Origin of the sequence: Streptomyces sp. NPDC060209, from assembly GCF_042728155.1 — a bacterium.
Lineage (GTDB): Bacteria > Actinomycetota > Actinomycetes > Streptomycetales > Streptomycetaceae > Streptomyces.
In genome coordinates, this window is the sequence record NZ_JBHWZS010000104.1 from 1 (window position 1) to 26,400 (window position 26,400).

Annotated in this window: 21 protein-coding genes and 1 pseudogene; 9 read left to right on the forward strand and 13 right to left on the reverse strand. The window is 70.7% G+C overall.

Going from position 1 to position 26,400, the window contains the following annotated elements; all coding sequences use genetic code 11:
* Window positions 1-21 precede the first annotated feature (21 nt).
* Genes ACFWFI_RS20830 through ACFWFI_RS20845 form a run of 4 tightly spaced genes read right to left on the reverse strand, consistent with a single transcriptional unit; the run spans window position 22 to window position 5,554 of the window.
* Window positions 22-2,421 (reverse strand): beta-xylosidase/alpha-l-arabinosidase, encoded by a 2,400-nt coding sequence (locus ACFWFI_RS20830; RefSeq protein ID WP_387392251.1) that lies wholly within the window; start codon window positions 2,419-2,421, stop codon window positions 22-24.
* Window positions 2,422-2,473: 52 nt separating this feature from the next.
* The gene (locus tag ACFWFI_RS20835) at window positions 2,474-3,373 is read right to left on the reverse strand and encodes a carbohydrate ABC transporter permease (RefSeq protein ID WP_387392254.1); all 900 of its coding nucleotides are present in this window, start codon (window positions 3,371-3,373) and stop codon (window positions 2,474-2,476) included.
* 4 nt (window positions 3,374-3,377) lie between these two features.
* Complete coding sequence (locus tag ACFWFI_RS20840; protein ID WP_387392257.1) at window positions 3,378-4,307, reverse strand: carbohydrate ABC transporter permease; 930 nt, start codon at window positions 4,305-4,307, stop codon at window positions 3,378-3,380.
* A gap of 2 nt (window positions 4,308-4,309) precedes the next feature.
* Window positions 4,310-5,554, reverse strand: coding sequence for an extracellular solute-binding protein (locus ACFWFI_RS20845; protein WP_387392260.1), 1,245 nt, complete (start codon window positions 5,552-5,554; stop codon window positions 4,310-4,312).
* Between the two features lie 215 nt (window positions 5,555-5,769).
* Between ACFWFI_RS20845 and ACFWFI_RS20850 the strand changes: the two genes are divergently transcribed.
* The 3 genes and pseudogenes from ACFWFI_RS20850 to ACFWFI_RS20860 all read left to right on the forward strand — a co-directional run bounded on the left by ACFWFI_RS20850 (window position 5,770) and on the right by ACFWFI_RS20860 (window position 8,297).
* Window positions 5,770-6,828, forward strand: a complete 1,059-nt coding sequence (locus ACFWFI_RS20850) for a LacI family DNA-binding transcriptional regulator (RefSeq protein ID WP_387392263.1) — start codon at window positions 5,770-5,772, stop codon at window positions 6,826-6,828.
* 22 nt (window positions 6,829-6,850) lie between these two features.
* Window positions 6,851-7,026, forward strand: a pseudogene (locus ACFWFI_RS20855) (GNAT family N-acetyltransferase); the annotation flags it as partial.
* 185 nt (window positions 7,027-7,211) lie between these two features.
* On the forward strand, window positions 7,212-8,297 hold the full coding sequence (locus tag ACFWFI_RS20860; protein ID WP_387392266.1) for a WD40/YVTN/BNR-like repeat-containing protein: 1,086 nt from the start codon (window positions 7,212-7,214) through the stop codon (window positions 8,295-8,297).
* Window positions 8,298-8,306: 9 nt separating this feature from the next.
* Here ACFWFI_RS20860 and ACFWFI_RS20865 read toward each other — a convergent pair whose 3' ends face one another.
* The 4 genes from ACFWFI_RS20865 to ACFWFI_RS20880 form a co-directional block, all read right to left on the reverse strand.
* Window positions 8,307-8,723 (reverse strand): universal stress protein, encoded by a 417-nt coding sequence (locus tag ACFWFI_RS20865; protein WP_387392269.1) that lies wholly within the window; start codon window positions 8,721-8,723, stop codon window positions 8,307-8,309.
* 1 nt (window position 8,724) lies between these two features.
* Window positions 8,725-10,218, reverse strand: a complete 1,494-nt coding sequence (locus ACFWFI_RS20870) for an APC family permease (RefSeq protein ID WP_387392272.1) — start codon at window positions 10,216-10,218, stop codon at window positions 8,725-8,727.
* Window positions 10,219-10,338: 120 nt separating this feature from the next.
* Window positions 10,339-11,559 carry a saccharopine dehydrogenase family protein gene (locus tag ACFWFI_RS20875; RefSeq protein WP_387392275.1) on the reverse strand — a complete coding sequence of 407 codons (1,221 nt, stop codon included), beginning with the start codon at window positions 11,557-11,559 and terminating at the stop codon, window positions 10,339-10,341.
* 322 nt (window positions 11,560-11,881) lie between these two features.
* Window positions 11,882-12,514 (reverse strand): TetR/AcrR family transcriptional regulator, encoded by a 633-nt coding sequence (locus ACFWFI_RS20880; protein ID WP_387392278.1) that lies wholly within the window; start codon window positions 12,512-12,514, stop codon window positions 11,882-11,884.
* A gap of 179 nt (window positions 12,515-12,693) precedes the next feature.
* On the opposite strand from ACFWFI_RS20880, the gene ACFWFI_RS20885 reads away from it, so the two are divergent.
* The gene (locus ACFWFI_RS20885) at window positions 12,694-14,196 is read left to right on the forward strand and encodes an MFS transporter (protein ID WP_387392281.1); all 1,503 of its coding nucleotides are present in this window, start codon (window positions 12,694-12,696) and stop codon (window positions 14,194-14,196) included.
* 51 nt (window positions 14,197-14,247) lie between these two features.
* Here ACFWFI_RS20885 and ACFWFI_RS20890 read toward each other — a convergent pair whose 3' ends face one another.
* Entirely contained in the window at window positions 14,248-14,925 is a 678-nt protein-coding gene (locus ACFWFI_RS20890) for a uracil-DNA glycosylase (protein ID WP_387392284.1), read from the reverse strand.
* Between the two features lie 165 nt (window positions 14,926-15,090).
* On the opposite strand from ACFWFI_RS20890, the gene ACFWFI_RS20895 reads away from it, so the two are divergent.
* The gene (locus ACFWFI_RS20895; protein WP_387392287.1) at window positions 15,091-16,107 is read left to right on the forward strand and encodes an N-acetylglucosamine kinase; all 1,017 of its coding nucleotides are present in this window, start codon (window positions 15,091-15,093) and stop codon (window positions 16,105-16,107) included.
* Between the two features lie 138 nt (window positions 16,108-16,245).
* Window positions 16,246-17,169 (forward strand): sirohydrochlorin chelatase, encoded by a 924-nt coding sequence (locus ACFWFI_RS20900; protein WP_387392290.1) that lies wholly within the window; start codon window positions 16,246-16,248, stop codon window positions 17,167-17,169.
* A gap of 138 nt (window positions 17,170-17,307) precedes the next feature.
* Here ACFWFI_RS20900 and ACFWFI_RS20905 read toward each other — a convergent pair whose 3' ends face one another.
* From ACFWFI_RS20905 to ACFWFI_RS20920, 4 genes are all read right to left on the reverse strand, one after another.
* Window positions 17,308-18,378: a lactonase family protein gene (locus ACFWFI_RS20905; RefSeq protein ID WP_387392310.1), complete on the reverse strand. Its 1,071-nt coding sequence runs from the start codon at window positions 18,376-18,378 to the stop codon at window positions 17,308-17,310.
* A 97-nt stretch (window positions 18,379-18,475) separates the two neighbouring features.
* Window positions 18,476-19,984 carry an FUSC family protein gene (locus ACFWFI_RS20910; protein ID WP_387392293.1) on the reverse strand — a complete coding sequence of 503 codons (1,509 nt, stop codon included), beginning with the start codon at window positions 19,982-19,984 and terminating at the stop codon, window positions 18,476-18,478.
* Window positions 19,985-20,183: 199 nt separating this feature from the next.
* Window positions 20,184-20,633, reverse strand: a complete 450-nt coding sequence (locus ACFWFI_RS20915; protein WP_387392295.1) for a hypothetical protein — start codon at window positions 20,631-20,633, stop codon at window positions 20,184-20,186.
* Between the two features lie 84 nt (window positions 20,634-20,717).
* Window positions 20,718-21,377, reverse strand: a complete 660-nt coding sequence (locus ACFWFI_RS20920; protein ID WP_387392298.1) for a TetR/AcrR family transcriptional regulator — start codon at window positions 21,375-21,377, stop codon at window positions 20,718-20,720.
* A gap of 130 nt (window positions 21,378-21,507) precedes the next feature.
* Here ACFWFI_RS20920 and ACFWFI_RS20925 point away from each other — a divergent pair, with 130 nt between their 5' ends.
* The 3 genes from ACFWFI_RS20925 (at window position 21,508) to ACFWFI_RS20935 (ending at window position 26,345) form a co-directional block, all read left to right on the forward strand.
* Entirely contained in the window at window positions 21,508-22,275 is a 768-nt protein-coding gene (locus ACFWFI_RS20925) for an SDR family NAD(P)-dependent oxidoreductase (RefSeq protein WP_387392301.1), read from the forward strand.
* Between the two features lie 573 nt (window positions 22,276-22,848).
* Complete coding sequence (locus ACFWFI_RS20930; protein WP_387392304.1) at window positions 22,849-24,669, forward strand: flavin-containing monooxygenase; 1,821 nt, start codon at window positions 22,849-22,851, stop codon at window positions 24,667-24,669.
* 2 nt (window positions 24,670-24,671) lie between these two features.
* The gene (locus ACFWFI_RS20935) at window positions 24,672-26,345 is read left to right on the forward strand and encodes an SMP-30/gluconolactonase/LRE family protein (RefSeq protein WP_387392307.1); all 1,674 of its coding nucleotides are present in this window, start codon (window positions 24,672-24,674) and stop codon (window positions 26,343-26,345) included.
* Window positions 26,346-26,400: the final 55 nt, after the last annotated feature.

Sequence of the window (26,400 nt, forward strand, 5' to 3'; positions counted from 1 at the left end):
GGCCAGGGCCCCCGCACGTCACTACTGTGCGATCAGCGAGTCGACCGACGTGGCGCAGACCAGGTGGCGCCGGTGATCGACGGTGCGCTCGGGCCCGGTGAGGCGCAGCCGTACGGTGTGCTTGACATCGGCCACGTCGCTGGACGTGGCGAAGCGCAGCTCCAGATCGCCGGGTTCGACGATCCGCCGCCCGCCGGCCCCGGTGAAGGACACCAGGTCCGGGTGGAAGCGGAAGCTGACCCTGCGGGACTCCCCCGCGGCGAGCGGCACCCTGGCATATCCGATCAGCCGGGCCTCGGGGCGCGTGGTCTGGGCGACCGGATCGTGGACGTAGAGCTGGACCACTTCGGCCCCGTCTCGGTCACCGGTGTTGCGAACCGTGACCGCGAGGTCGGTCTCTCCGTCGGTGGGGAGCTCGGCCGGCACGTCGGCCCCGGCCTCCCAGGCGAACGAGGTGTACGAGAGCCCGTGGCCGAAGGGATAGAGCGGGGTCGGGTCCAGATTGCTGACCCCGTTGGCCCGGCCGAGCGGCGGCTGCAGATACGTCCACGGCTGACCGCCGGGGCCGTTGGGCACACTCAGGGGCAGGCGCCCGGAGGGGTTGACCCGCCCCGAGAGCACGCCCGCGAGCGCCGGGCCGCCCTCCTCTCCGGGGAAGAACGCCTGCACACAGCCGGCCAGCCGGTCCGCCCGTCCGCCGAGGGCGTACGCACGTCCCGTCAGCAGCACCAGGACGACCGGGGTGCCGGTCGCGAGCACCGCGTCGAGGAGCTCGCCCTGGAGACCGGGCAGCGCCAGGTCGGACGCGTCGCAGCCCTCTCCGGAGGTACCGCGGCCGAACAGCCCGGCCCGGTCGCCGAGGACGGCCACACAGACGTCCGCCCCGGCTGCCAGGCTCGCGGCGCCCTCGATCCCGGCGGCGTCCGTACCGTCCACGTCGCAGCCCTGCGCGTAGTCGATGCCGGCGCCGGGGAACTCCTCGCGGAGCGCCTCCAGCATCGTGGGCACGGCGATGCCCATGGGCGCCTCGGGGTGCTGGACCCCGACGTGGCTCGGGAAGGAGTAGCAGCCGAGCATGGCCAGCGGGTCGTCGGCACGGGGCCCCACGACCGCGATCCGTCCGGTACCGCTCAGCGGAAGCGCGCCCTCGGGATTGGCCAGCAGGACACAGGACCGCTCGGCGAGCAGCCGGGCCAGGGCCCGGTTCTGCGGCGGGTCGAGGTCCACCGTGCCGCGCGCCTGCTCCGGATCCATGCCCGTGAGTACGGCGGGCAGGGCCTTCCGGTCCGGATCGAGCAGGCCGAGCTCGCACTTCTGCAGCAGAACCCGGTGAAGGGCGCGGTCCACCAGTTCCTCGGCCACGAGTCCGTCGCGGACAGCGGCGACCAGTTCGTCGCCGTAGCTGCGTACGGTGGGCAGCTCCACGTCCACGCCGGCCGTGAGGGCGAGGCGTGCGGCGTCGCTGCGGCCCGCGGCCACCTTGTGCAGGGTTTCGAGGAAGCCGATGCCGAAGTAGTCGGCGACCACCGTGCCGGTGAACCCCCAGGTGTCCCTGAGGAGTCCGGTGAGCAGGGCCGGGTCGGCGGCGGCCGGGACGCCGTCGATCTCGGCGTACGAGTGCATCACCGAACGGGCGCCGCCCTCACGGACCGCCATTTCGAACGGCGGCAGGATCACGTCGGCCATCTCCCGGGCACCGGCCCGGACCGGGGCGAGGTTGCGGGCACCGGCCGACGCGGAGTAGCCCGCGAAGTGCTTGAGCGTGGCGACGACCCCGGAGGACTCCAGCCCCCGGACGTACGCCGTACCGATGGTCGCGACCAGGTAGGGGTCCTCGCCCATGGTCTCCTCGACACGTCCCCAGCGCAGGTCCCGCACCACGTCCAGGACCGGGGCGAGGCCCTGGTGGACACCGACCGACCGCATGTCGCTACCGATCCGGTGCGCCATCTCGGCGACCAGCTCCGGGTCCCAGGCCGCACCCCAGGCGAGCGGCACCGGATAGGCGGTCGCACCCCAGGCGGTGAAGCCGGCCAGGCACTCCTCGTGGGCGAGCGCAGGGATACCGAACCGGCTCGCCTCTGCGATCCTGGCCTGTGCCGTGGCCAGCGAGACGGCGCCCACGCCCGGGTCCACCGGTGCGGTCCCGAACGGCCGGGTGAGCTGGCCGAGTCCGCGGGTGGTGATGTCCTCGAAGTCGACCGGGTCGACCATGTCGTTCTGGTGCGGTGCGACTCCGTCGCCCTCCGCGTCGGCGCCCACCCAGATTCCGTACAGCTGGGCGGTCTTCTCCTCGAGCGTCATCCGGGCCGCCAGGTCGGCCACCCTCGCCTCGGGGCTGAGCGAAGGGTCGCGCCACGGGCCGTCGACGGCGGGGTGCGGATCGGCCTGACGGGCCTGCGGGGCAGGGTGGATTGCCATGGCGGCAGGGGTTCCTCTCATGAGTGCGGTGGTCCGGGGCGGCGTCGGCGTGCTATTTGCCGCCCACCCCCATCAGTCCGTTGATCAGCGCCCGCCGGGCCACGAGGTACACGGCGAAGATGGGTATGACGGAGAGGACGATCGCTGCCAGTACCGCGGGGATGTTCACTCCGAACTGGCTCATGAAGTTGAACAGCCCCAGCGTCAGTACGCGCTGCTCCTCCGACTGCGTCAGGATCAGCGGGAACAGGAAGCCGTTCCACGCCTGCAGGGCGGAGAAGATCGCCACGGTGCTGATCCCGGCCTTCGACAGCGGCACCGCCAACTGCCACAGCATGCGCACGGGCGAGGCGCCGTCGAGGGACATCGCCTCGTACATCTCCTCGGAGACGTCGCGCATCGTGCCGCTGAGGACGAGGACCGCGACGGGCATCGCGAAGGCCGCGGTCGGCAGGATGATCGCCCACAGGGTGTCGTACAGCCCCATCTTGCCGATCATCAGATACAGGGGCACGATCACCGCCTGCGCCGGGATCGCCACTCCGAGCAGGAAGGTCCGGAAGGCGAGTGACGAGAGACGGCTGCGGGTGCGCACCGCCACGTACGCCACCGGGACGGAGAGCACCAGCACGATGGCGACCGTGGCCACGGCGACGATCGCGGTGTTGCCGATCAGCGTGAGGAACCCGCTGTCCAGCACGGTGTTGTAGTTCTCGAGCGTCGGATCCGTGGGGATGGCCAGCGGGTCGCCGTTGAGGGCCTCGTCCTGGTGCATCAGCGACGCGGAGACCAGCGTGTAGAGCGGCACCAGGACGATGAGGAGCCAGATCAGCGAGCCGAGGCCGGCCACCGGGTTGCCCAGGGACCTGCGCCGGCGGACCGGACGGCCGCGACGCGACGCAGTGGGTGTCGCGCGGTGCTGCGGCGCGGCGGGGCGGGTGTCGATCGACATCTCGTCACATACCTTCCCGGGTCGACCGCATGGACCCGAAGCCACTGAGGCGGACCATGAGCAGCGAGATACTGGTGGCCACGACGACGAGTGCGGTGGCGATGGCCGCCGCATAGCCCAGGTCGTACGTCTGGAATCCGGTCCGGTACATCAGATAGGGCAGGATCGTCGTGTCCGTGCCGGGACCGCCCTTGGTCATGATGAGCACGGTGTCGAAGTACGTCAGCGAGCCGACGATCATCAGGACCGACGAGGTCGTCATCGTGTGGCGCAGCTGGGGCAGCGTGATGTGGAAGAACTGCCGCACCATGCCCGCGCCGTCGATGGAGGCCGCCTGGTAGAGGACCTCCGGGATCTGCCGGGCGCCGCCCTGGTAGATCAGCGTGTGGAAGGGCATGAACTGCCAGCCGCCGACGAAGGCGACCACGAGCAGGGCGCCGGTGGACGATCCCATGACGTTGGGATCGATGCCGAGCCAGGGCCCGATCGTCTGGATCACGCCGAAATTCGGGTCCAGCAGGGCGTGGAACAGCATCGCGATCGCGGTGGTGGAGAGCAGCAGCGGGATGAAGAAGATCGCCGACAGGAACGCGCGGCTGCGCTGACGGCCCGCCGCCCACACGCCCAGCAGCAGGGCCACCGGGGTCTGGAAGACCCAGCTGATCGTGGTGAGCAGGAGGCTCAGCCAGGCGGCCTGGCCGAACTCGGAGTCCTTGAACAGCCGGGTCCAGTTGTCCAGGCCGGTCAGGGTCGGGGAGTTGAGCCCGTCCCATTCGCAGAAGGAGAGATAGACGGCGATCGCCAGGGGGACGATCGCGAAGACGGCGAAGAAGAGGATGCCGGGGACGGCCCAGGCGACCGGCGGGCGGCCGACGTTGCCGACGGCCGCCTTCCTGTCTCCGTGCCTCTTCGCGACCGGAGTGTGATGGGACATCGTTACTTTGCGGCCTTCATTGCTTCGACGAACTGCTCGGGGGTCGTCTTGCCGGCGAACAGCTTGCTGATCTCCGTGAGCAGTGGCGTGGAGTACTGGGCTTCGAGTGCCTGGTCCCACGAGAGGGTGAAGCTCGGGGCCTTCTGCACCATTTCGTACTGGTCGGTGGCGAACTGCGGGTTGGGGGAACCGCTCAGCATCGAGGCGGCGTTGGACGTGGTGGGAACGTCACCGTTGTCGACGAGGGCCTGCGCGTAGGTCTTCGACGCCATCGCCTTCAGGAACTCGACGGCGGTGTCCTTGTGCTTGGTCCGGGCGTTGACGGACCAGTAGTTGGTCGGGTTGCCCACCACGTTCGCGGGGTCTCCCACACCGCCGGCCACCGTCGGGAAGGCGGTCCAGCCCAGGTCCTTCTTGGCGAACTCGGGAGCCTTGCCCAACTGGGTCGAGTACTCCCACGAGCCCATGAGGTGCATGGCGGCCTTGCCCTTGTTGAGCAGGGTCGGGGCTCCGCCGTTCCCGTAGTCGACGGAGTTGAAGTTCTTGCCGAACGCACCCTCGTCGATCAGTTCCTTGACGGTCTGGGCCATCTTGAGCACCGCCGGGTCGCCCCAGCCCTCGGTGTCGCCGTCCTGGATCTTCTTGAAGACCTCGGGGCCGCCGATCCGGTCCAGCAGGTATTCCATCCACATCAGCTCGGGCCACTTGTCGGAGCCGCCGAGCGCGAAGGGGGTGATACCGGCGGCCTTGAAGGTCTTGATGGCCGCCTGGAGGTCTTCCCAGGTCTTGGGCGGCTCGATCTTGTGCTCGGCGAAGAGGGTCTTGTTGTAGAAGAGCATCACGGGCTGCATCCCACGCATGGGCACCCCGTAGATCTTCCCGTCGAGGCTGCCGGCCGTCATGATCGATGGAAGGAAGCCGTCCTTGAGCGTGGCGTCGTTCTTGATGGTCGACGTGAGGTCGACCAGGTCCTTGGAGTCGACGTACGGCTTGATGGAGCCGCCGCCCCAGTTGAAGAAGACGTCCGGAGCGCTGGGCGATCCCATGGCGCTGCGCAGCTTGTTCACGTAGTCGGTGCCGGGGACCGACACCAGCTTCACCTTGACCTTGGAGGTCTTGTTGAAGGTGTCGACCGCCGCCTGCTGAACCTTGACCGCGTCGTCGCCGTAGACGTAGGCGGTGATGGTTCCGCCGTCGCTCCCACTGCCTCCGGAGCCGCAGCCGACCAGCACTCCGGCCATGGCCATCGCCGCACCCGCCGCGGCCCATCTCGTAGTACGTGTGCCCTGAGTGAATATCCCCGACCGCATGACCGCACCCTCTGTCGAATGTTTCGGCTTGCCTCTCGAATGTTGCCGGAACCGTACGGTCGTGTTTCGGGCCAGTCAAGAGGGTAGGAGCAAGGATTTACGAACCTTGCCCAGACGCGTATTCGGGGCGGCGGGCGAGCTACGATTCATGCATGAGCCCTGCAAAGGTCCAGCCCCAACAGGAGAAGGCGTCCTCCGACGAGTCGTCGGAGAGCACCGCCACGCTGGCAGAGATCGCCCGAGCGGCCGGAGTTTCGGCTCCGACAGTTTCGAAAGTGCTGAACGGCCGCGCCGACGTCGCCCCTGGTACGCGCACGAGGGTGGAGGAGCTGTTGCTTCGGCACGGCTACCGCCGCAGGCGTGGTGCCTCCCAGCAGTCCCAGCTCATCGACCTGGTCTTCCACGAGCTGGACAGCGCCTGGGCGATGGAGGTCGTCCGGGGCGTCGAGAACGTCGCCCGGGACGAGGGCCTGAGCCTGGTCCTCTCGGAGAGCGCCGGCCGGCTCACCCCCGGCCAGACATGGGTGGACGGTGTTCTGGCCCGCCGCCCGGCCGGAGTGATCCTGGTGCTCTCGGACCTCGACGCGGCGCAGCGTGCCCAGCTGACCAGCCGCTCCATCCCCTTCGTCGTCGTCGATCCGGCGGGTGACCCGGGGGACGACATCCCTTCGGTCGGTGCGGCCAACTGGCAGGGCGGCCTTGCCGCCACCCGCCATCTGACGGGTCTCGGCCACCGGCGGATCGGCGTCATCGGCGGACCGGCCCGCATGATGTGCAGCCGCGCCCGGCTCGACGGCTACCGCGCCGCCCTGGAGACCTCGGGTGTTCCCATGGACCCGGAGCTCGTCCGCGAAGGCGAGTTCAACCACGAGGACGGCTACACGGCGGCCCTGGAGCTGCTGCGGCTGCCCGAGCCGCCCACGGCCGTCTTCGCCGGCAACGACCTGCAGGCACTCGGCGTCTACGAGGCCGCGCGCGAGCTGGGGCTGCGGATCCCGGAGGACCTCAGCGTGGTCGGCTTCGACGACCTGCCGCTCACCCGCTGGATCGGTCCGCCGCTCACCACGGTGCGCCAGCCCCTCATAGAGATGGCCGAGACCGCGGCCCGCCTGGTCCTCGACCTGGGCCGTGGAAGGCAGCCCGCGACCACCCGGGTCGACCTGGCGACGAGCCTGGTGGTCCGCAGCAGTACGGCCCCGCCGTCGCGTTGAGGAGGCGCGGCATGACTCCCGCCTGCGCACGGAGCGCCTGGAGCCGGCTCCCTGCACACCGCCGACGAGGAGGAGTTCCTCGCCCTGTTCCAGGACGAGCGGGTCTCCCGCTGGATGGGGGACGGGCCCTCCGCCCCGGCCGAGGGCCGCGCGCTGTGCGGGCGGATCTTCACCAAGGTTTACGCGCAGGGGTTGTTCGACAGCACCACCCGCCTGCTGACCGGACTCGCGGACGGGACGACGGGGAGGACGGGACCGGCCGGTGAATGGCTCCCTCCCACGACCGCCGTGACCTGGGCGGGTGTCGTCGCTACGGGCTGTTGTCAGTGGCGGGGTGCAGACTGGCCCGTATCCGTCACAACGGCGTTTCGGGAGGTCCTGTCATGACCGATGTACTCCTCACCGTAGGCACCCGCAAAGGACTCTTCCTCGGCCGCAGACGCGGCGGGACGTGGGAGTTCGGCGATCCGCACTTCAACGCCCAGGCGATCTACTCGATCGCGATCGACACCCGCGGACAGACACCCCGGCTCCTGGTCGGCGGGGACAGCGCGCACTGGGGGCCCTCCGTCTTCCACTCCGACGATCTGGGCGCGAGCTGGGTGGAGCCGAAGCAACCTGCCGTGAAGTTCCCGCAGTTCACCGACGCGTCGCTGGAGCGGGTCTGGCAGCTGCACCCCGCAGGTCCGGAGGCCCCCGATGTCGTCTACGCGGGGACCGAGCCGGCCGCGCTGTTCCGGTCGGACGACCGCGGTGAGTCCTTCGAACTGGTCCGCCCGCTCTGGGAGCACCCGACCCGGTCCAAGTGGGTGCCTGGCGGGGGCGGCGAGGGCCTGCACACCATCCTGACCGACCCGAGGGACGCCCGGGCGGTGACCGTCGCAGTGTCCACCGCCGGCGTGTTCCGCACCGAGGACGGCGGTGAGCGCTGGAATCCCTCCAACAAGGGTGTCTCCGCCGTCTTCCTGCCGGACCCCGATCCCGAGTTCGGCCAGTGCGTGCACAAGGTCACCCGGGACGCGGCCGATCCCGACCGCCTGTACCTGCAGAACCACTGGGGCGTGTTCCGCAGCGACGACGGGGGGAAGCGCTGGAAGGACGTCGGTACCGGCCTGCCCTCGGACTTCGGTTTCGCCGCCGCCGCGCACCCGCATCACGCGGACACGTTCTACGTCTTCCCGATCAACGCCGACGCCGACCGTGTCCCAGCAGGTCACCGCTGCCGGGTGTACCGCACACGGGACGCGGGCGAGACCTGGGAGCCTCTGACGCGGGGCCTTCCGGACGGCGACCACTACGGCACGGTGCTGCGCGACGGGCTCTGCACGGACGACGCCGACCCGGCCGGCGTCTACTTCGGCAATCGCAACGGCGAGGTGTACGCGAGCGCGGACGACGGCGACAGCTGGCAGCAGCTCGTCTCGCATCTGCCGGACGTGCTGTGCGTGCGGGCGGCGGTGATCGGCTGACCCGGCGGATCACACCTCGGTCGGCACGCAGAGCACCGGAACGGTCGACAGATGCAGGAGCTTGTGCGGGGTGGAGCCGAGCAGCGCCCCCCGCATCGGGCTCTCGCCCCAGCTGCCCACCACGATGACCCTCGCTCCGTGACGCGAGGCGGCTTCGATCAGCGCCTGCGCCGGACTCATGTCGATGACCTCGACCGTGGTCGGAACGTCGGCCTCCTCGGCCGAGGCGACCGCGTGCTCCAGCCCCGCACGGCCGGCTTGGCGGATGGCCTCGTAGTGGGCGCGGTACTCCTCACCGGTCGGACCGGGCGGCGCCGCCCCGTAGACCAGGACGAGCCGCTCGCCGAATGCGGCGGCCACCTCGATCGCCGCCCGCAGGGCACGCGCGGCGCCCGGCGACTCGTCGTACCCGAGTACCACGGACATCTCAGGGCTCCTTGCCGTGTACGAGGTCGGGGTCGACCACACTTCGGCGTTCGGCCCAGAAGGATGGCGACCGGAACCGCTGCACCACCATGATCACCACACCGATGAGGCTGATGCAGATGCCGATGACGAGCGGGGGACCCAGCCCGAACCAGGAGGTTCCGCTGTAGGAGTTCGCCGGGTCGGACATATCCATGACCGACCGGACGAGCAGCCAGGTCAGCAGACCGGCGCCGACCACCGGACCGAGGCCGATGAGGAAGAAGTTGCGCACGCTCTCGGTCAGATGGCGGCGGTAGTAGACCGCGCACGCCACGCCGGTGAGCGCGTAGTAGAAGGCGATGAGCAGGGACAGTGCGGTCAGCGAGTCGAAGAGTGCGTTCTCACTGATCTGGCTGACGACGAGATACCAGGCGATGGCGATGGCGGCCACCCACCACGTGCTCACGTCGGGGGTCCGGAACCGCGGGCTGATACGGGCGAAATGGGCGGGCAGCGCGTGGCGGCGGGCCATGGACAGCGCGGTGCGCGACGCCGGGATGATGGTGGTCTGGGTCGAGGCGAGCGCCGATGTCGCGACGGCGAGCAGCACGATCCAGTCCCAGCCCCCCATCACCTCGCGGGCGAGCAGGGCGAAGATGAACTCCTCCTCGTCGGCGTTCTCCACCAGATACGCCGTTCCGGCGAACGCGACGACCGCGAAGCCGACGGACAGGTAGGTCACCAGCAGGATGACGGTCGACCACACACCGGCCTTTCCGGGCGCGGTCGCGGAGTTCTCGACCTCCTCGGTGAGGTTGACGGCCGATTCCCAGCCCCAGTAGATGAACACTCCCAGCAACAGACCACTCGTCAGGGCCGCGCCGCCCGCTCCGAAGGGGTTGAGCCACTCGGCCGAGGGTCTGACGGAGTCGAAGGACGTCGTGCCCGCGTAGACGCGGTAGAGCGCGACGATCACGAACACGAGGAGGAACGCCACCTGGGCCAGGATCAGGACGTTCTGAACCTTGGCCGACAGCTCGGTCCCGATGACGCACAGACCGGTCATCACGACGATCAGAAGCACGGTGAGCAGCTGGCGGACGAATGTGTTCTCGGCCCAGCTGTCGAGTCCGACGGCCAGCAGTCCGAAGCTGACGGCGATGTCCGCCAGTGACCCCACCACGAGCACACCGGTCATCGCGATCGCCCAGCCACCGAGCCATCCGGTCCAGGGCCCCATGGCGCGCGTCACCCAGGAGAACGTCGTCCCGCAGTCCTGGTCGACCTTGTTCAGGTAGTAGAAGGCCGAAGCGATGAGGAGCATCGGCACGAAGGAGGCGAACAGCACCCCTGGTGCGTAGATGCCGACGAGCGCGACGATCGGGCCGATCACGGCCGCCACCGAGTAGGCGGGGGACGTGGCGTTCAGTCCGATGACCAGTGCGTCGACGAAGCCGATCGCATTCGGCTTCAAGCTTGCCGGTGGTGCTGATCCGGCACGGTCCTCTGCCATGCTCCCTCGCTCGGGTCACAGGCCTGAAAGTGAAGGCGGAATATTTCCTTCCACATGCTATTGAGCTACTTCCAGCTGCGCACGTCCGGCGAGACGTCCACCGGCCGGCAGCGAGGCCGGTCATTGCTCGCGCATGCCCCACGGTGCGCCGTACTCGGTCAGCAGGTCGAGGAACGGCCGGGGCGGCATGGCCTCCGGCCCCAGCACTCCGCTGCCGCCCCAGACACCGCCCGCGACGAGTTCGAGAGCGGCGACGGGGTTGATCGCCGTCTGCCAGACCACGGCCTGGGAGCCGTACTCGCGCATCGACCACTGGTTGTCGACCACGTGGTACAGGTAGACCTCTCGGGGCCGCCCGTCCTTGCTGCCCTTCACCCAGGTGCCCGCACACGTCTTCCCGTGCATCCGCTCACCGAGTCCGGCCGGGTCGGGCAGGCACGCGGCCACCACGTCACGGGGCGAGACCCTGGCGTCGCCGGCACCGCTCTTCACGGACACGGGGTCCGTACGGTCGAGGCCCAGCTTGTGGAGCGTGCGCAGCACCCCGATGAACTCGTCACCCAGCCCGTACTTGAACGTGACGCGCCGGGCCTTCAGCCAACGCGGGACGAGCAGCACCTCCTCGTGCTCGACGTTGACGCACTCGACGGGGCCGATACCTTCGGGGAAGTCGAAGACCTCCGGATCGCTGAAGGGGGCGGTGGTGAACCAGCCCCGCCCCTCCTCGTAGACGACCGGTGGATTCAGACACTCCTCGATGGTCGTCCAGATGCTGAAGGACGGGGCGAAGTCGTAGCCCTCCACCGTCAGATCGGCGCCGTCGCGGATTCCGATCTCCTCGATCTCGTCGAAGAGCTCGTCGGAGGCGTATCGGGCGAACACATCCGAGAGGCCGGGCTCCACCCCCATGCCGACCAGTGCGAGACGTCCGGCGGCTTCCCACTCGGCCGCCCGGTCGAACTGCGCGTCCCCGAGCTTGACGCCGCACTGCTCGTACGGGCGGGACGGATGCGGGCGGGACAGGGACATGGCCATGTCGAGGTAGTGCGCGCCGTGGGCGAGGGCCGCCTCGAACAAGGGCATGACGAAGCGGGGGTCGGTGGCGTTGAGCAGCACGTCGCAGCGGTGTTCCTCGAGGGCGGCGCGCACGGCTGCCCGGTCCGAGGCGTCCAGCCCGACTGCGCTGAAACGGGCGCCGCTTTCCCCGAGGGCGGCGACGGCGCTCTCCGCCCGGCCGCGGTCGTAGTCGGCGACAGCCATGTGCTCGAAGAAGGGCCGGCGGGCCGCGATCCTGGTGATCGCCGTACCCACACCCCCCGCGCCGACCAGGAGGACACGCATGGGACACCACTCCTCTGCCGCTTCTGCCGCGGCAACGGCTGCAGCCGGGCCTGCCGGTCCGGTGGAGTGGGGACGCTAGCAGCCGCACCGCCCGGCGGCGGGTAACCATTCGGGCGATGTCCCGCGTGCGGTCCATCCGTGCCGCAGCGCGCCACCCGGTCGGACCCTCGATGCGGCGCACGGCCCGTCCGTGCCTCGCTCCCCCACCCGCGGCGGCATGCACGTGCCGACGGAAAGCGGTCGGCCCGCGTCCGCGGGCACCCGCAGGTCCATGTCCGGATCGACGGCCGCGACGATTCGCCGGGCGGCCGCCCGGAGGACCTCACCCCCGTGGCGTCAGCCCCAACGACGAGAGGAGGTCGAGCATTTCGGTGCGATGGATCTTCTCGGGCTCCGATGTCTGGTGCCGCAAGTGGCCGTACACCTCGAGGGCGACCATTCCGTGGAGGCGCCCCCACACACGCAGGGCGAGTGCGACCGCCGCGGGGGGCAGACCGGGGAACTGGTCCCGAACCATGGCCACCAGGTGCGCGTCGAAGTCGGACCACCGGTAGTCGCCCAGTGGTTGCAGGGGTTCGGCCTGCGGCCAGACAGCGGCGATGAGGCCGGTGAGTCCCGAACAGGTGCGCCGCTCCGCCTCGGGTGCCGCCCCACCGTCGGGGGCCACGTAACCGGGCACAGGATCGCCGTAGATGAGCCTGAATCCCTCGGGGTTGGCGAGCGCCCAATCCCGGAATGCCCGCGCCCAGGACAGGATGCGGCCGGCCGGATCATCACGGGACGCCGCATCACGGGCAGCTTCAAGGGTGTCGATGAGCGACGTGTGCACATCCCTGATCAGCGTCGTGATCAGGTCGTCGCGAGTGGCGTAGTAACCGTAGATGGCTCCTGCCGTCATGCCCATCTCGCGGGCGATGGCACGCAGGGTGATGGCGTCCGGTCCCCTCGCGGCCATGAGCTCGAGGGCAATCGTCTTGATCTCCGCGCTGGTTTCGGCTCGGAGACGGGCTCGGCGATTCGGTGCCTGATTTTCCACCCTTGACACAATACAGCGTTGACCTACTAGTCTCCGTTCAGTCACTACACACCGTGTAGTTAATCCATGCTGTGTACTCAAAAGGGGAGTCGGACCTGATGGTCACCTCGTCAACCCCGCCGGCCCAGCGAACCGGGCTGATGCTCGCGCTGCTGGCGTTCGCCCAGTTCATCGTTGCCGTCGACTACAACATCGTGTTCGTCGCGCTGCCGGAGATCGGCAGTTCGCTCGGCTTCACGACCCGGTCCTTGCAGTGGGTGGTCAGCGCCTACGCCGTGGCCTTCGGTGGATTACTGCTCTTCGGCGGCCGGATGGCCGACCGCCTGGGAGGCCGCCGCATGTTCATCCTCGGCCTCGTGATCTTCGGCCTCTCCTGCCTCCTGGGAGGCTTCGCCGACAGCCCGGGCCCCCTCATCGCCGCCCGTGCGGTCCAGGGCTTCGGCGCCGCTCTGCTCACGCCCGCCACCCTGACCCTGATCAACACCCGGTTCGCCGAGGGCCCGGAACGCAACAAGGCTCTCGCTCTGTGGGGCGCCTGCGGCAGCGGTGGTCTCGCCGCCGGTGCGCTGCTCGGCGGCGTACTCACTCAGACATGGGGCTGGGAGTGGGTGCTGTTCGTCCTCGTCCCGCCGGCGCTCCTCGCGGCTGTCGTGGCTCCTGGCACGCTCGCCCCCGACGGGCGTCCGGCCGGTGGACAAGGCGGCTTCGACGCCCGCGGTGCGATCCTGGCCACCGCTGGTTCCTCGCTGCTCGTGCTCGGCCTGGTCAGCGGCCCGGAGGCCGGCTGGGGCTCCTTGCGCGGCGTCGGTTCGATCGTGGCCGGTGCCGTGATCCTCGCGGTCTTCGTCCTGGCCGAGAACAGGACGAAGAGCCCGCTCGTCCCGATGCGGCTGTTCAGCAACCGCAGCCTCGTAACGGCTGTCCTGATCATCCTGGTCTTCCAGAGCGCCCTGGGCGGCTCGTACTACATCCTCACCAACTACCTCCAGGGCGTGCTGTCCTACGACGCGCTGGAGGCCGGTTTGGCGTTCGTACCGCTGACCGTCATCTCGATGGCCGCCTCGCTGAAGCCGGCCGGGGCGCTTCTCGGCAAGTGGGGGCCGAGGGCCACCCTCTTCACCGGCATGTTCGTCAACGGCGTCGGCATGATCATGCTGGCACTCGCCATGTCCGCCGACGCCTCCTTCTGGGCCCTGGTCCCGGGCCTGATCATCTGGGGCGTGGGCGGCGGTGTCACCTTCCCCGCCATGTTCGTCTGCGCGGCGACCGGCGTCGCCCCGCAGGAGGCCGGTATCGCCTCCGCGCTGGCCTCCGCCTCTCAGCAGATCGGTGGCGCGGCCGGTCTCGCGCTGCTCGTCGCGCTGGCTGCCGCGGGCCTCCCCGGAAACCCCGGCGCCACTCCTGCGATCGCGGACGTCGCCGACGGCCTGCGCACCGCCATGGCGGTCGGCGGTGCCGCCTCCGTCGTGGGCGGGCTGCTGGCCTTCACCCTCCGGAAGCCGCGGATCGCAGCCGCTCCGACGGTCACCGAAGCGTCGGTGGCTACGGGCAACGGCACTCGCGGAGCTGCCCGCGAGACGGACTCCCGGCTCCCGGGCTGATCACATCTGCGGCCGGAGCCCGCCGACGGCCGGCTCCGATCCGGGCACCGCTCACGGCAGACGCCAGTCCACCGGTTGTTCCCCGGCGCGCTCCAGGAACTCGTTGGTGCGGCTGAAGGGGCGCGAGCCGAAGAAACCACGGTCCGCCGACATCGGGGAAGGATGGGCGGATTCGATCGCGGGGAGGTCGCCGAGGAGCGGCCGCACATTGCGCGCGTCCCGCCCCCACAGCACGGACACCATCGGCTTGCCCCGTGCTGCCAGGGAACGAATCGCCTGCTCGGTCACTTCTTCCCAGCCCTTGCCACGGTGGGCGGCGGGTTTGCCGGGCGCTGTGGTCAGCGCCCTGTTGAGCAGCAGCACACCCTGCTGCGTCCAAGGCGTCAGGTCTCCGTTGGAAGGCCGGGGAAGCCCGAGATCGGAGTGCAGTTCCCTGAAGATGTTCTCCAGGCTGCCCGGCAGGCGTCGCACGTCGGGCGCCACCGCGAAACTGAGCCCGATGGCCATGCCCGGTGTCGGATAGGGGTCCTGACCCACGATCAGGACGCGCACGTCGTCGAAGGGCTGCTGGAAGGCGCGGAGTACGTTCTTCCCCGCCGGGAGATAGGTGCGGCCCGCCCCGATCTCCGCGCGGAGGAAGTCGCCCATCGCGGCGACCCGGCCGGCCACCGGCCCCAACGCCTCGGCCCAGCCGGGCTCCACAAGTTCGCTCAACGGTCGCGCTGCCACGACCGTCACTCTACCGGCCTACACGGCACCGATTGATCATGCGGTCCCCCGTAGGACGAGGCTGAGCGGTAGGGTGCCGGTCGTCGTCAGTCCTCCACTCCCCCGGAGTCCATCCATGAGGTCGCGCAGGCGTTCGTCCGCAGGCAGCGGTGCCCGTTGCTCCCGGTGACCGAGCCGACCGGTGGCGCCGTGACCGCTGACGCCCTCGTCCTCGGCGTCGACTCGGGCGGGTCAGGGCTGCGGGTGGCGCTCGGGCCGGTGGACGCACGGCACCCGGCGTTCACCACCGTCTGCGCCGAACCGGTACGCACGGGCGCGGACGGCATCGACGCCGGGCACCTGCTGGAGCAGTTGCTGCCCGCCGTCCGCCGGCTGCTGGAGCAGACGGGTTCCGGGGCGGCCGTCGCCGCCGCCGCGATCGGGGCCGCGGGGATGGCGACCCTCGGGGACCAGTTGCGCGCCCGGCTGCCGGACGCCCTGGCCGACGCGCTGGGCGTAAGGCGTGTGGCCCTGGCCGCCGACGCCGTGACCGCGTACGCCGGGGCTCTGGGGCAGCGGCCCGGAGCGGTCGTCGCGGGCGGTACCGGCATGATCGCGCTCGGCACCGACCTGAGGACGTGGCGCAGGGCTGACGGCTGGGGGCATCTGCTGGGCGACAGCGGCGGCGGCGCCTGGATCGGCCGGGCGGGGCTCGATGCGGCGATGCGGGCCCACGACGGCCGGCGCGGTGGTTCGCCGGCGCTGCTGGCACGGCTCGAGGCGGCCTTCGGACCGGTCACCGGCCTTCCGGGCCTGCTCTATCCGCGTACGGACCGTCCCGCACTGCTGGCCTCCTTCGCCCCCGAGGTCGCGGCCTGTGCCCTCGACGACGAGGTCGCGGCGGGGATCCTGCGGGAGGCGGCGGCGCATATCGCCGAAGCCGCGGCCGCGGTGTGCCCCCGCCCCGACGACTCCCGTCCCGAGGGCTGCGAAGTCGCTCTGACCGGTGGGCTGTTCCGCATGGGCGAGCCCCTTCTCGGGCCGTTGCACAGGGAGCTGGCCCAGCAGGTCCCGCAGGCCCGCGTGGTCCCCGCGGCGGGTGACCCGCTGCACGGTGCGCTGGAGATCGCCCGAACCCTCGCCGGCCCGGGACTGCGACTGCCACCCCACCCGTCCCTGCTGTTCGTACCGGGAGTAACGTAGGCGATTCGAGCGATCAGCTGTCCGGACAGAGCAGGTCAGTCGCCTGCTATGCCGCTCAACAGACATATACGGACAGATAACGCCTTGCCGCCCCCTCCCCGAACAGAGGGGCACCCAAAACCAGTAGCATGCGGCGCCATGAGCACCCCCACTGGGCCCGCTTCCGGCCTGCCTGTACGAATGCCGCGACCTCGCCAGTCCGGACGGCACCGCCGCCCGGAGCCCGTGGTCGCACCTGAGGGCGCTGCCGCGCTCGTTCTTGCCCTTCCCGGTACCCCTTCCCCGGCCTCGCGCAGCCTGGCCGAGGAAGTGATCAGCATCGCCCGTTCCGAGCTGCCCGGCCTGAATGCCCAGATCGGCTATCTCGACGGCGACGACGCCGAATATCCCACGCTGACCTCCGTACTCACCCATGCCGCCGCCGAGCGCATCGCGCGCTACGAGCAGGCCACCGCGGCGGGCCGCGAGGTCGCCGAGCCCTCGGGCCCGTCCGCCGTCGTGGTGCCGCTGCTCGCGGGGCCGGACAGCGCCCTGATCCGGCGCATACGGCAAGCGGTCATGGACAGCGGGACGCAGGCCGAGCTGACCGACGTCCTGGGCCCGCACCCGCTGCTCGCCGAAGCGCTGCACGTACGCCTTTCGGAGGCCGGTCTGGCGCGCGCCGACCGCGCGAGGCTGTTCACCGTGGCGACCGCGGCCGACGGCATCGTGCTGGCCACGGTGGGCGGCGAGGAGGCCGTGCAGGCCGCCGGGATCACCGGCATGCTGCTGGCCGCCCGTCTCGCCGTGCCGGTGATGGCCGCGGCCCTGGACGTGGAGGGCTCGGTCGCCTCGATCGCGGCACAGCTGCAGAACTCCGGCTCCGCACAGCTCGCGCTCGCGCCGTACCTGGTGGGTCCGGAGATCGACGCCGGGCTGCTGGACGCCGCCGCGAAGGAGGCCGGCTGCGCGACCGCCGAGCCGCTCGGCGCCTACCCGGCCATCGGCAAGCTCGTGCTCTCGCTGTACGCGACGACTCTGGGGATCACCCCGGCGACGCCGCAGGGAGCCCAGGCGCACTGATCCGCGCCGCACCCGTGCCCGGACGACGGGGCGCGGACCGGTTCCGTCCTGTCCGCGCCCCGTGCCGTCACGGGGCATCTGCCACCGTTGCCCGTACGTCCGATCCGTGTGAGCGTTCCCCGCACGGTGGGGCAGGTGTCAGCCGAAGACCACGCAGGAGGCGGCCGGGACCTCGACGGAGCCCGCGTGCGCCGGGATTCCCGTCTCCGCGTCCACGGCGAACCAGCTGACGTTTCCGGAGTGCTCGTTGGCGGCGTACAGCCACTGGCCGGTGGGGTCGAGGGTGAGATCGCGGGGCCAGCGTCCGCCGCAGCCCACGGCCGCGGCCAGGACGGGCTTCTCGGCCGTCTCGTCGAGCGTGAGGACGGAGATGCTGTCGTGCCCGCGATTGGCGGTCCACAGGAACCGGCCGTCGTGCGAGACCACCACCTCCGACGGGTACGTACGCACGGCATCGCCTTCGTCGTAGTCGTGCGGCAGCACCTGCGTCTCCCCCAGCGGTTCGAGCAGGCCTCCGGCCGCGTCCCAGCGGCACACGGTGACGGTCGGTTCCAGCTCGTTCAGGACGTAGGCGTGTCCCCCGGACGGGTGAAAGGCGAGATGGCGCGGTCCGGTCCCCGGCCGCAGCGCCGTCTCGGCGTGCAGCCGCAGGGAGCCGGTGTCGGGGTCGAGGGCGCAGACACGTACGGAATCCGTACCCAGGTCCACGCTCAGCACCCAGCTCCCCGACGGGTCGGCCAGCACCTGGTGCGCGTGCGGGCCCGACTGGCGGCCGTCGTCAGGACCACGCCCCTCGTGTTCCAGGAGGCGGACCGCAGGGCCGGGTGAGCCGTCGTCGCGCACGGGCAGCGCGGTGACGCTGCCGGAGCCGTAGTTGGCCGTGAGCAGATGTCCTGCGGCGAGGGCCAGATGGGTGGGGCTGCTCCCGTCGACCGGCCGCACCTCCCCGATCAGCCGGGGTGTGCCGTCGTCGCCGATACCGAACGCCGCGGCGGCGCCGTCGGAGGTCTCACTGACCGTGTACAGCACGGTGTCGCCCGTCGCGGGAGCGCGGCCCACCGCGAGGAAGGACGGATCGGCCACGGCGTCCGTGGACGCGAGGACGGACAGCGCCCCGGTGTCCCGGTCGACGGCGGCGACGCTGATGCCCCGGCCGCCCGCCGAGGTGAACGACCCTATGAATGCCCGCTTTGCGTGGTCGGCGCCCATCGCGCTACCCCTCTTCACGTCCGTCACGATCTTCCCGGCCGACGGTAGCAGGCAGCGATTTTTGGTCCAGACCAAAACCGTCGACGGGAAGGACCGGTCAGGCGCCGACCAGCGGAGCGCGCGGCGAGCTGTGCAGGGGCACGGCGAGTTCGGCGAGCGCCCTTTCCAGGCTGTGGAGATGGGCAAGGGCGGGTTCGGCGACATGGACGGGCGGCAGGACGCCGGCGCCGGCCGCCGCCCGGTACCTCCGTACACGCGTCGTCAGCGCCTCGACCGAGGCTTCCACGCGCCAGCAGGCAGCGGCCAGCCGGGCGTCGTGGGACGCCTCCGGGTCCGCCGCGACGGAGGCCAGACCCCGCACCTCGCGTACGCAGACGTCGAGCAGCGCGAGCACCTGCCCGGCCCGTGCCTTACGGGCACGGAACGGACTCAGCGGGTGTACGAGCGGGCCGAGCGACAGCCGCACGCGCCCGAGGAGCGCTTCCAGTTCGGCGACACGGGGAGCGGGGTCGGCGGTCGCCGAGCCGGCGAGCCGTGCGGCGGCCTCCCCGGTGCAGGTGTGCACGCAGCGCAGGGCACGCTGGATCCAGGCGTCGGTCGTGGCATGGGTGGTGACCGGCAGGACGAGGAGCACCGCCACCATCGCGCCGAGCGCCCCGACGCCGGTCTCCACGAGGCGCAGCGCGAGCAGCGCGGGATCGAGGACGCCGAGCAGCCCGTAGAGCGTCCCCGCCACGACCGTCACCGAGAACATCATCCAGGTGTACGAGACGGCCGCGGAGTAGAAGATCCCGAAGACTCCGAGCGCCACCAGAACCGCGGAGGGCAGGGCCGAACCGTGCAGCGGAGCGATGACGAGCAGCCCGACGGGGATGCCTGCCAGCGTCCCCAGCACCCGGCGGAATCCACGGACCAGCGTCTCTCCCCGGGACGTCGTGTTGACGAAGACCCACCAGGTCGCACCCACGGCCCAGTACCAACGCTCTCCGGAGAGGAACTGGCCCGCCAGCAGCGCGAGGGCTCCGCCCGCCGTCGCCTGGACCGCCTGGCGGGTGGTCGCCCGGGCAAGCCCCCGTGCGGCCACCGGCGCGAGGACGGTCGCGACGGGCAGCCGTCGCTCGTAGCACCAGAGGCCGAAGCGAACGGCTGACGCGACGAGCAGCGAGAGCAGGACCGCGGAGTACAGCTCGGGCAGCTGCCCCGGCAGGGTGTGGAGGAACTGGGTGATGAAGAACGCCATGAAGGCGAACACCCCGAGCGAGTGACCGCGCGGCCCCCACCGCCGGGCGTAGACGCCCGCACCCATGACCGCGAGGAAGGCCAGATCACGCGCCACGGGAAGGTCGTGCAGTACGGCGGCCAGGGCGAGTACGGGAAGCCCCGCCACGGGAAGGAGCGCGGTCGTGACCGCCTGCCCCCGCACGGTGGGGTCGGTCACCGTGAAGAGGGCCAGGAGCGCCGCGAGCCCACCGGTGACGGCACCGACGAGTGAGTGCCCGGCCAGCCCGCACACGGCGACGGCCAGTCCGATACCGAGGACGGCCCTGGTCGCGTGGCGCAGCCGCAGCCGCCCCGGATCCGGAGCCACGAACGCCCTCTTCAGCACAGCTTCCCGCCCCTTCTCATGAAAAAGGGCGCCACGGAATCCGCAGCGCCATCGACGTGGCCATCACACCACGCCCTCGGCTGTTGGCTCAACAGTTGGCCGCCGCACTGAGCCATTGGCACACTTCATCCTCGTAAATGTGTACCAGGGGTCGGCCAATGGTCGGGCGGCGCGGTGCCGCGCGCCGTCCCGACCCCGGTCAACGGCCGTAAGTCGTGCGGCACAGGTCGACCACTTCGGCGGAAGCGACCCCCTGGCCCGTCGCGCAGAGGGTGCGCATGTCGTACGTCTGCCGCGGCTGGGCCCGGCGTGGCACGCCCGCGCGGCGCGGCGGTTCGGGACGGGCGGGAACCGCTCGTCCCGGCCGGCTCCGGGCCTCCGTGCGGGCCGGTGGCGCGTCCGCGCCCGCAGCCCGCGCCGGCGCGGACGCCCCCTTCCGCTTCCGCTTCTTCCCGCCCGCGCGCTCCGGCTCCTGCTCGGCCTTCCCCAGAGCGTCATGGACGGCCGGAGGCTCGGTGTGCGCCGTCGACGCCTGAGCGGCAGGGACGTTGCCGGAACGCACGGAGGCCACGGGCGCCGGCTTCTCCGCTTCGGCCTGGACGGAGACGCAGCCGGCCGTACTCAGCAGGGCGACGAGCGCGAGGGACATGGGCCGCAGGTTCATGCCCTGGTCAACGACGAGCGGCGCGACCGGACACGTCGAAAACCCCCGGTCGCGGGTGGGAGCAGCCGATCAGCCGGACAGCCCTGACCGGGCGATGCCCAGCGCGTGGTGGATGGTGCGGGACAGGGAAGCCGGCTGCGGGTCGGCACCCCACGCCCACTGCTCGACCGCGATGCGGAGCGCGCCGTTCAGGAGGGTCGCCTGCACCCGCGGCTCGAGGTCGTCCGGCCCGCGCCCCGTCCGCTCGGCGAAGACCTCGGCGAAGACCAGCTCCGCGTCGTGGTGGACCTGCAGCCATACGGCGCGCAGCCCGGGCTCGGTGCGGGTGAGCAGGACCAGGTCGCGCAGCGCTTCCGTGTCGGTGTCAGCCGACGCGTCCGGGAGCGAGGACGGGGTCCCGACGACGGCCTCCACCAGCGGCCGGTCGCGCGGCCACGACCTCATGAGCGCGGTGACGAAGTCGAGCGCGTAGGTCAGCAGCGGGCTGACGCACAGTTCCTTCGACGAGGTGTAGCGCCACAGCGTCCGCTGCGAGATTCCCGCGGCGGCGGCGATCTCGTCGGCGGTCGTCGCGGCCACCCCCCGTGCGGCGAAGAGACGTACGGCTTCGCGGGCGATCTCCAGCCGGGTGGCGGCCTTGCGGCGTTCCGTCAGAGGAGGGCGCCCGAGACGGGTTCCTGCGGCGACCGAGGCAGGGTCCTGCGTCTCTCCGACGCGCGCGGTTTCCACGGTTTTCGGCCACCTTCCTTCCGGCTGCGCCCATCGTAGCCATTTTTTTCCTGGCACCCTTCGCCACTTTGGCACTGACCGCCATTAAAGGTAGCGTGCTTGCCCTGTCACCGAACGCGAGGAGCATCACGTGAGCGTCACCACCAGCGGCCCCGGCCGCAGCGTCATCGTCACCGGCGCCGGATCGGGCATCGGCCGGGCCACCGCCCTGCTGTTCGCGAAGGAGGGCGCGCGAGTCGTGATCGCCGATGTGGACGACGCGGCCGCCCGCGCCGTCGCCGAGGAGGCGAAGCAGGCCGGCGGCACCGCGGTGACCGTGATCGGCGACCTCCGGGACCAGGCCGTGGTCGACCGGGTCGCGGAGACGGCGGTGGAGGAGTTCGGCGGGATAGACGTCCTCGTCAACAACGCCGGGATCATGGACAGCATGTCGGCGGCGGCCGACACCGGCGACGACGAGTGGGAGCGGGTCATCGGCATCAACCTCACGGCCCCGTTCCGCCTCACACGGGCGGTGCTGCCGCACATGCTCGCCGCCGGGAAGGGCGCCGTCGTCTTCACCGCTTCGGAGGCCTCACTGAGGGGCAGCGCGGCGGGTGCCGCGTACACGGCGTCCAAGCACGGCATCGCCGGCCTGACCAAGTCACTGGCGGTCATGTACCGCGACAAGGGCATCCGTTCCAACGCCATCGCACCCGGCGGCACCATCACCAACATCCGGGTCGAGGCCGACCGGGGCGCCCACGGCCCGGCCGCCCTCGCCCCCTACATGGGCAACGTCGGCTCGCCCGCCCAGGCGGAGGAGCAGGCGGCGGCGATCGTATTCCTCGCGTCCGACGCGGCGAGCAACATCAACGGGGCGATCCTTCCCGTCGACAACGGCTGGTCCGCGGTCTGAGCACCTCACCCGCACGCACGGGCCGGGGCGGCCTCCCGCCCGACGACGCCGTGCGGGCGGGCCGGGGCGACCCGCCGGACGGGCCGTCACATTCGGGCCGGCCCCACCTCCGCCAGCCTCGGACGGAGCGCCTCCGCCGAAGGCGGGCGGAACCGGTCCGGCGAGCCGTGCGCGCCCCCGGCCGGCCGCATCCGCGCGCACCGCCTGTCGTCAGATCGTTTCCGGACACCTTCCGCCACTTCCCCCATCGTCGCGATATGCATCAACCACATCATGTGTACTATGCAATTCCAGGTGCGGGACACGTCGCAAGTCCCGTAGGAACCGAAGTGAGTTACTCATGGGCACCCTCAGACGCAGACCCTCGTAGCCTGCGAGGACGCAGCACGCCCGTCCGGTGCGCCACCCCTCCCTCGGACCGCTCCACGCCCCCGGCCGGCACGGAAGCCCTCCGCCGGTGCCGGGCACTTCGCGAGCCCTGGCCCACGACCGCCGCACGAACGTGCGGCGCTTCGGCGGCCGCACGACGGCGCCGGCAGCCCTGATCCCACCCCAAGAGGAATGAGGCCCTGTATGCCCTCCCCCCACACCTCGCCCGCCCCCGACGCGCAGGAGTTGGGCTTCGACCCCGAAGAGCTGCGGCTGAAGTACCGCGCGGAGCGCGACCGGCGGATCCGGCCCGACGGCAGTGCCCAGTACCGGCGTGCCGCCGGTGAGTTCGGCTACTACGACGCCGACCCCCACGCCAACCCGCACTTCACGCGGGAACCCTTGCGGGACAAGGTCGACGCAGTGATCATCGGCGGTGGATTCGGCGGTCTCCTCGCCGCCGCACGGCTGCGCCAGGCAGGCGTCGAGTCGATCCGGGTGATCGAGAAGGGCGGGGACTTCGGCGGTACCTGGTACTGGAACCGGTATCCGGGCATCCACTGCGACATCGACTCCTACACCTACATGCCCCTGCTGGAGGAGGTCGACTACGTCCCCAAGTGGAAGTACGCGCCGGGTGAGGAGATCCGCGAGCACTCACAGGCGATCGCACGGCACTTCGACCTCTACGCCGACGCCTGCTTCCAGACCGAGGCCACCGAACTGCGCTGGGACGACGGCGCGTCGGAGTGGACGGTCACCACGGACCGTGGAGACCACATCAGGGCCCGCTACGTGGTGGTGTCCAGCGGGACGCTCAGCCAGGCGAAGCTGCCCGGCATCCCGGGCATAGAGACCTTCGAGGGCCACACGTTCCACACCAGCCGCTGGGACTACGAGTACACCGGAGGCGACCAGGACGGCGGCCTGGCGGGGCTCGCCGACAAGCGCGTGGCACTCATCGGTACAGGCGCCACGGCCATCCAGGTCGTGCCGCACCTCGGAGCCGACGCGCGGCAGGTGTACGTGTTCCAGCGCACGCCCTCCTCGGTCGACGTCCGCGACAACCGGCCCACCGACCCGAACTGGGCGAAGTCGCTCCAGCCCGGCTGGCAGCGGCAGCGGATGGAGAACTTCCTCGAGGTCGTCACCGGCAAGGCGGTCGACGAGGACCTGGTGAACGACGCCTGGACCAGCACGGCCCGCCTCCAGGAGAAGCTCATCCCGACCGATGCGTACGCGGACGTTCCGGCCGAGGAACGCGAAAAGGCGTACGAGATCGCCGACTTCCAGAAGATGAACGAGATCCGCGCGCGCGTCGATGCCGTCGTCGAGGACAGTGAGACCGCCGAGAAGCTCAAGCCCTGGTACCGCTACATGTGCAAGCGCCCCACGTTCAGCGACCACTACCTCCAGACCTTCAACCGTCCGAACGTCACCCTCGTCGACACCGCGGACAGCCATGGGGTCGAGCGCATCACCCGGAACACCGTGGTGGTCGGCGGAGTCGAGTACGAGGTCGACTGCATCATCTTCGCGACGGGGTTCGAGGTCGGTATCTCCGGTGTGATGTCCGGGAAGCTCCCGGTGTACGGGCGTGGCGGAGTGCCTCTGCTGAAGTCCTGGGCCGAAGGCCCGAAGACGCTCCACGGGTTCTACAGCCACGGCTTCCCGAACTTCTTCCAGCTCGGACCGCTGCAGAACGCCAGCTCCGTCAACTACGTCCACATCCTGGACGAGCAGGCCACGCACGTCGCCGAGGTCGTCGCCGAGTCGTACAGGCGCAAGGCCAGGCACATCGAGCCCACCGTCGAGGCACAGGAGGAGTGGGTGGCCACGATCCGTCAGAAGGCGCCGAGCCTGCACGCGTTCCAGGCGGAGTGCACCCCCGGGTACTACAACAACGAGGGCAAGCCACGGGCGCGCAGCGAGTCCTTCGGCGACGGGCCTGTCGCCTTCCACGAGCTGCTCAGGAACTGGCGTGAGGGCGACGGCATGAACGACGTCCTGGTCGAGGCGGAGTGACGGTGCGCGATACGGACGAGCAGACGGCCGCGTACCCCAGCAGGTTCGACGGGACCGGGCGGCAGAACGGCCACCGGGCCGCCGAGCGGCTCAACCCGGCCAACCCCCTGTGGGGATCCAACGGCATCGCGTTCGGCCCGGACGGGCGGCTCTACGTCGCGGAGTTCCTGGGGGGCCGGATCAGTGCGGTCGATCTCGCGGGGGGTGACCTCGACGTCGTCGTGCCGGCGGGCGGGCCGGTCCAGTCACCGGACGATCTCGCATTCGGGGCGGACGGCTCGATGTACATCGCGGACCTGGTACCGGGTCGTGTCTGGCGGCGCAGCCCCCGGGGCGAGTACTCCCTGGTCTGCGACGAGGTGAAGAACCCCAACGGGATCACCTGCATAGGCGACCGGCTGTTCGTCAACGAGATGAAGCCCGACGGCCGCCTGCTGGAACTCTTCCCGGACGGCGGTGAGCCGGCCGTGCTCACCGAGGGGCTCGCCATGGGCAACGCGATGCAGCGGGGGCCGGACGGATACCTCTATTACCCGCACATGATCAGCGAGCAGATCTGGCGCATCCCACCCGACGGCGGTGAACCGGAGATGGTCGCGGACGAGGTGGACCGGCCGGTCGCGGTGCGCTTCGACCGAGGTGGCGTGCTGCATGTCCTGTCCCTCGGGCCGGAGGGCAGGGTGACCCGCATCGACCTGCACGGCACCGGGTCCAGGACCCTGGTCACCAGTGGTGTGGTGGGGCTGGACAACGCGGCGTTCGACGCCGAGAACCGGATGTTCGTCTCCAGTTACGCCAGCGGCGGCATCACCGAGATGCACCCCGACGGGCGGACCCGGGTGATCGTGCCACGCGGCTTCGACGGGCCTTACGGCGTCACGGTCGGCTCGGGCGGAACCGTCTACGCGGCCGATCACTACCGGGTGGCGAGCCCTTCCGTCGCCGATGAGGGTGTCCGGGCCGGCGACGGCGCCCGTACGGCCGCGGGCGAACCTGTCAGCCGTGTCCTGGCCCCCTTCGCCCACGGCATCGTGGCGGACGGCGGACTTCTGCACCTCACCTCCCAGTTCGGGGAGGTCCGGACCTACGACCCCGAGCACGGGTCGATGCGGACACGTCTGGGGGGACTGAACCGGCCCATGGGCATCGCGGTGAGCCCGGCCGGCTCACTCGTCGTCGCCGAGACGGGTGGCGGGCGGGTGCTGGCCGTCGCCGAGGACGACAAGGTCACCGTGCTGGCGGAAGGACTCGGCCGTCCGGTCGACGTGGCCTTCGACGCGGCGGGCAGGTGTTACGTCAGTGACGAGCAGGCGGGTGCCGTGCTCAGGCTGGAGCAGGACGCGTCGGTGACCGTCGTCGCCGACGGGCTCGGCGCACCGCAAGGGCTGACGGTCCTGGGCGACGAGCTCTACACGGTGGAGACCGAGCACCGCAGGGTACGCGCGATCTCCCTCAGCACCGGGGCGAGCTGGGCCGAGGCCGAGGACCTGCCGGTCGGTCCGTCACCGGACGCCGCTCCCGCCCCGCCGGACGCCGAACCTGCGCTGTTCGCCAACGGGCTGCCGGGACTCGCCCGCCGCTTCGCCGGGATCGCGGCCGCGCCGGACGGCTCGCTCGTCCTGTCGGCCAACGGCGAGGGCACACTGCTGCGGCTGACCCCGTCCGGGCGCCGGTAGCCGCATCCGGGCAGCGGACGTCGCCCTGCCGTTGGACGTACACGTTCAACGGCAG

Bases quoted from the DNA above. Each gene is read 5' to 3' on its own strand.
- ACFWFI_RS20905 (WP_387392310.1), bottom strand. From the start codon at position 18,378: ATGGGCGCCGACCACGCAAAGCGGGCATTCATAGGGTCGTTCACCTCG.
- ACFWFI_RS20870 (WP_387392272.1), bottom strand. From the start codon at position 10,218: ATGGCAGAGGACCGTGCCGGATCAGCACCACCGGCAAGCTTGAAGCCG.
- ACFWFI_RS20840 (WP_387392257.1), bottom strand. From the start codon at position 4,307: ATGTCCCATCACACTCCGGTCGCGAAGAGGCACGGAGACAGGAAGGCG.
- ACFWFI_RS20845 (WP_387392260.1), bottom strand. From the start codon at position 5,554: ATGGCCATGGCCGGAGTGCTGGTCGGCTGCGGCTCCGGAGGCAGTGGG.
- ACFWFI_RS20875 (WP_387392275.1), bottom strand. From the start codon at position 11,559: ATGCGTGTCCTCCTGGTCGGCGCGGGGGGTGTGGGTACGGCGATCACC.
- ACFWFI_RS20915 (WP_387392295.1), bottom strand. From the start codon at position 20,633: ATGTCCCTCGCGCTCGTCGCCCTGCTGAGTACGGCCGGCTGCGTCTCC.
- ACFWFI_RS20835 (WP_387392254.1), bottom strand. From the start codon at position 3,373: ATGTCGATCGACACCCGCCCCGCCGCGCCGCAGCACCGCGCGACACCC.
- ACFWFI_RS20850 (WP_387392263.1), top strand. From the start codon at position 5,770: ATGAGCCCTGCAAAGGTCCAGCCCCAACAGGAGAAGGCGTCCTCCGAC.
- ACFWFI_RS20885 (WP_387392281.1), top strand. From the start codon at position 12,694: ATGGTCACCTCGTCAACCCCGCCGGCCCAGCGAACCGGGCTGATGCTC.
- ACFWFI_RS20900 (WP_387392290.1), top strand. From the start codon at position 16,246: ATGAGCACCCCCACTGGGCCCGCTTCCGGCCTGCCTGTACGAATGCCG.
- ACFWFI_RS20930 (WP_387392304.1), top strand. From the start codon at position 22,849: ATGCCCTCCCCCCACACCTCGCCCGCCCCCGACGCGCAGGAGTTGGGC.
- ACFWFI_RS20865 (WP_387392269.1), bottom strand. From the start codon at position 8,723: ATGTCCGTGGTACTCGGGTACGACGAGTCGCCGGGCGCCGCGCGTGCC.
- ACFWFI_RS20830 (WP_387392251.1), bottom strand. From the start codon at position 2,421: ATGGCAATCCACCCTGCCCCGCAGGCCCGTCAGGCCGATCCGCACCCC.
- ACFWFI_RS20860 (WP_387392266.1), top strand. From the start codon at position 7,212: ATGACCGATGTACTCCTCACCGTAGGCACCCGCAAAGGACTCTTCCTC.
- ACFWFI_RS20880 (WP_387392278.1), bottom strand. From the start codon at position 12,514: ATGGCCGCGAGGGGACCGGACGCCATCACCCTGCGTGCCATCGCCCGC.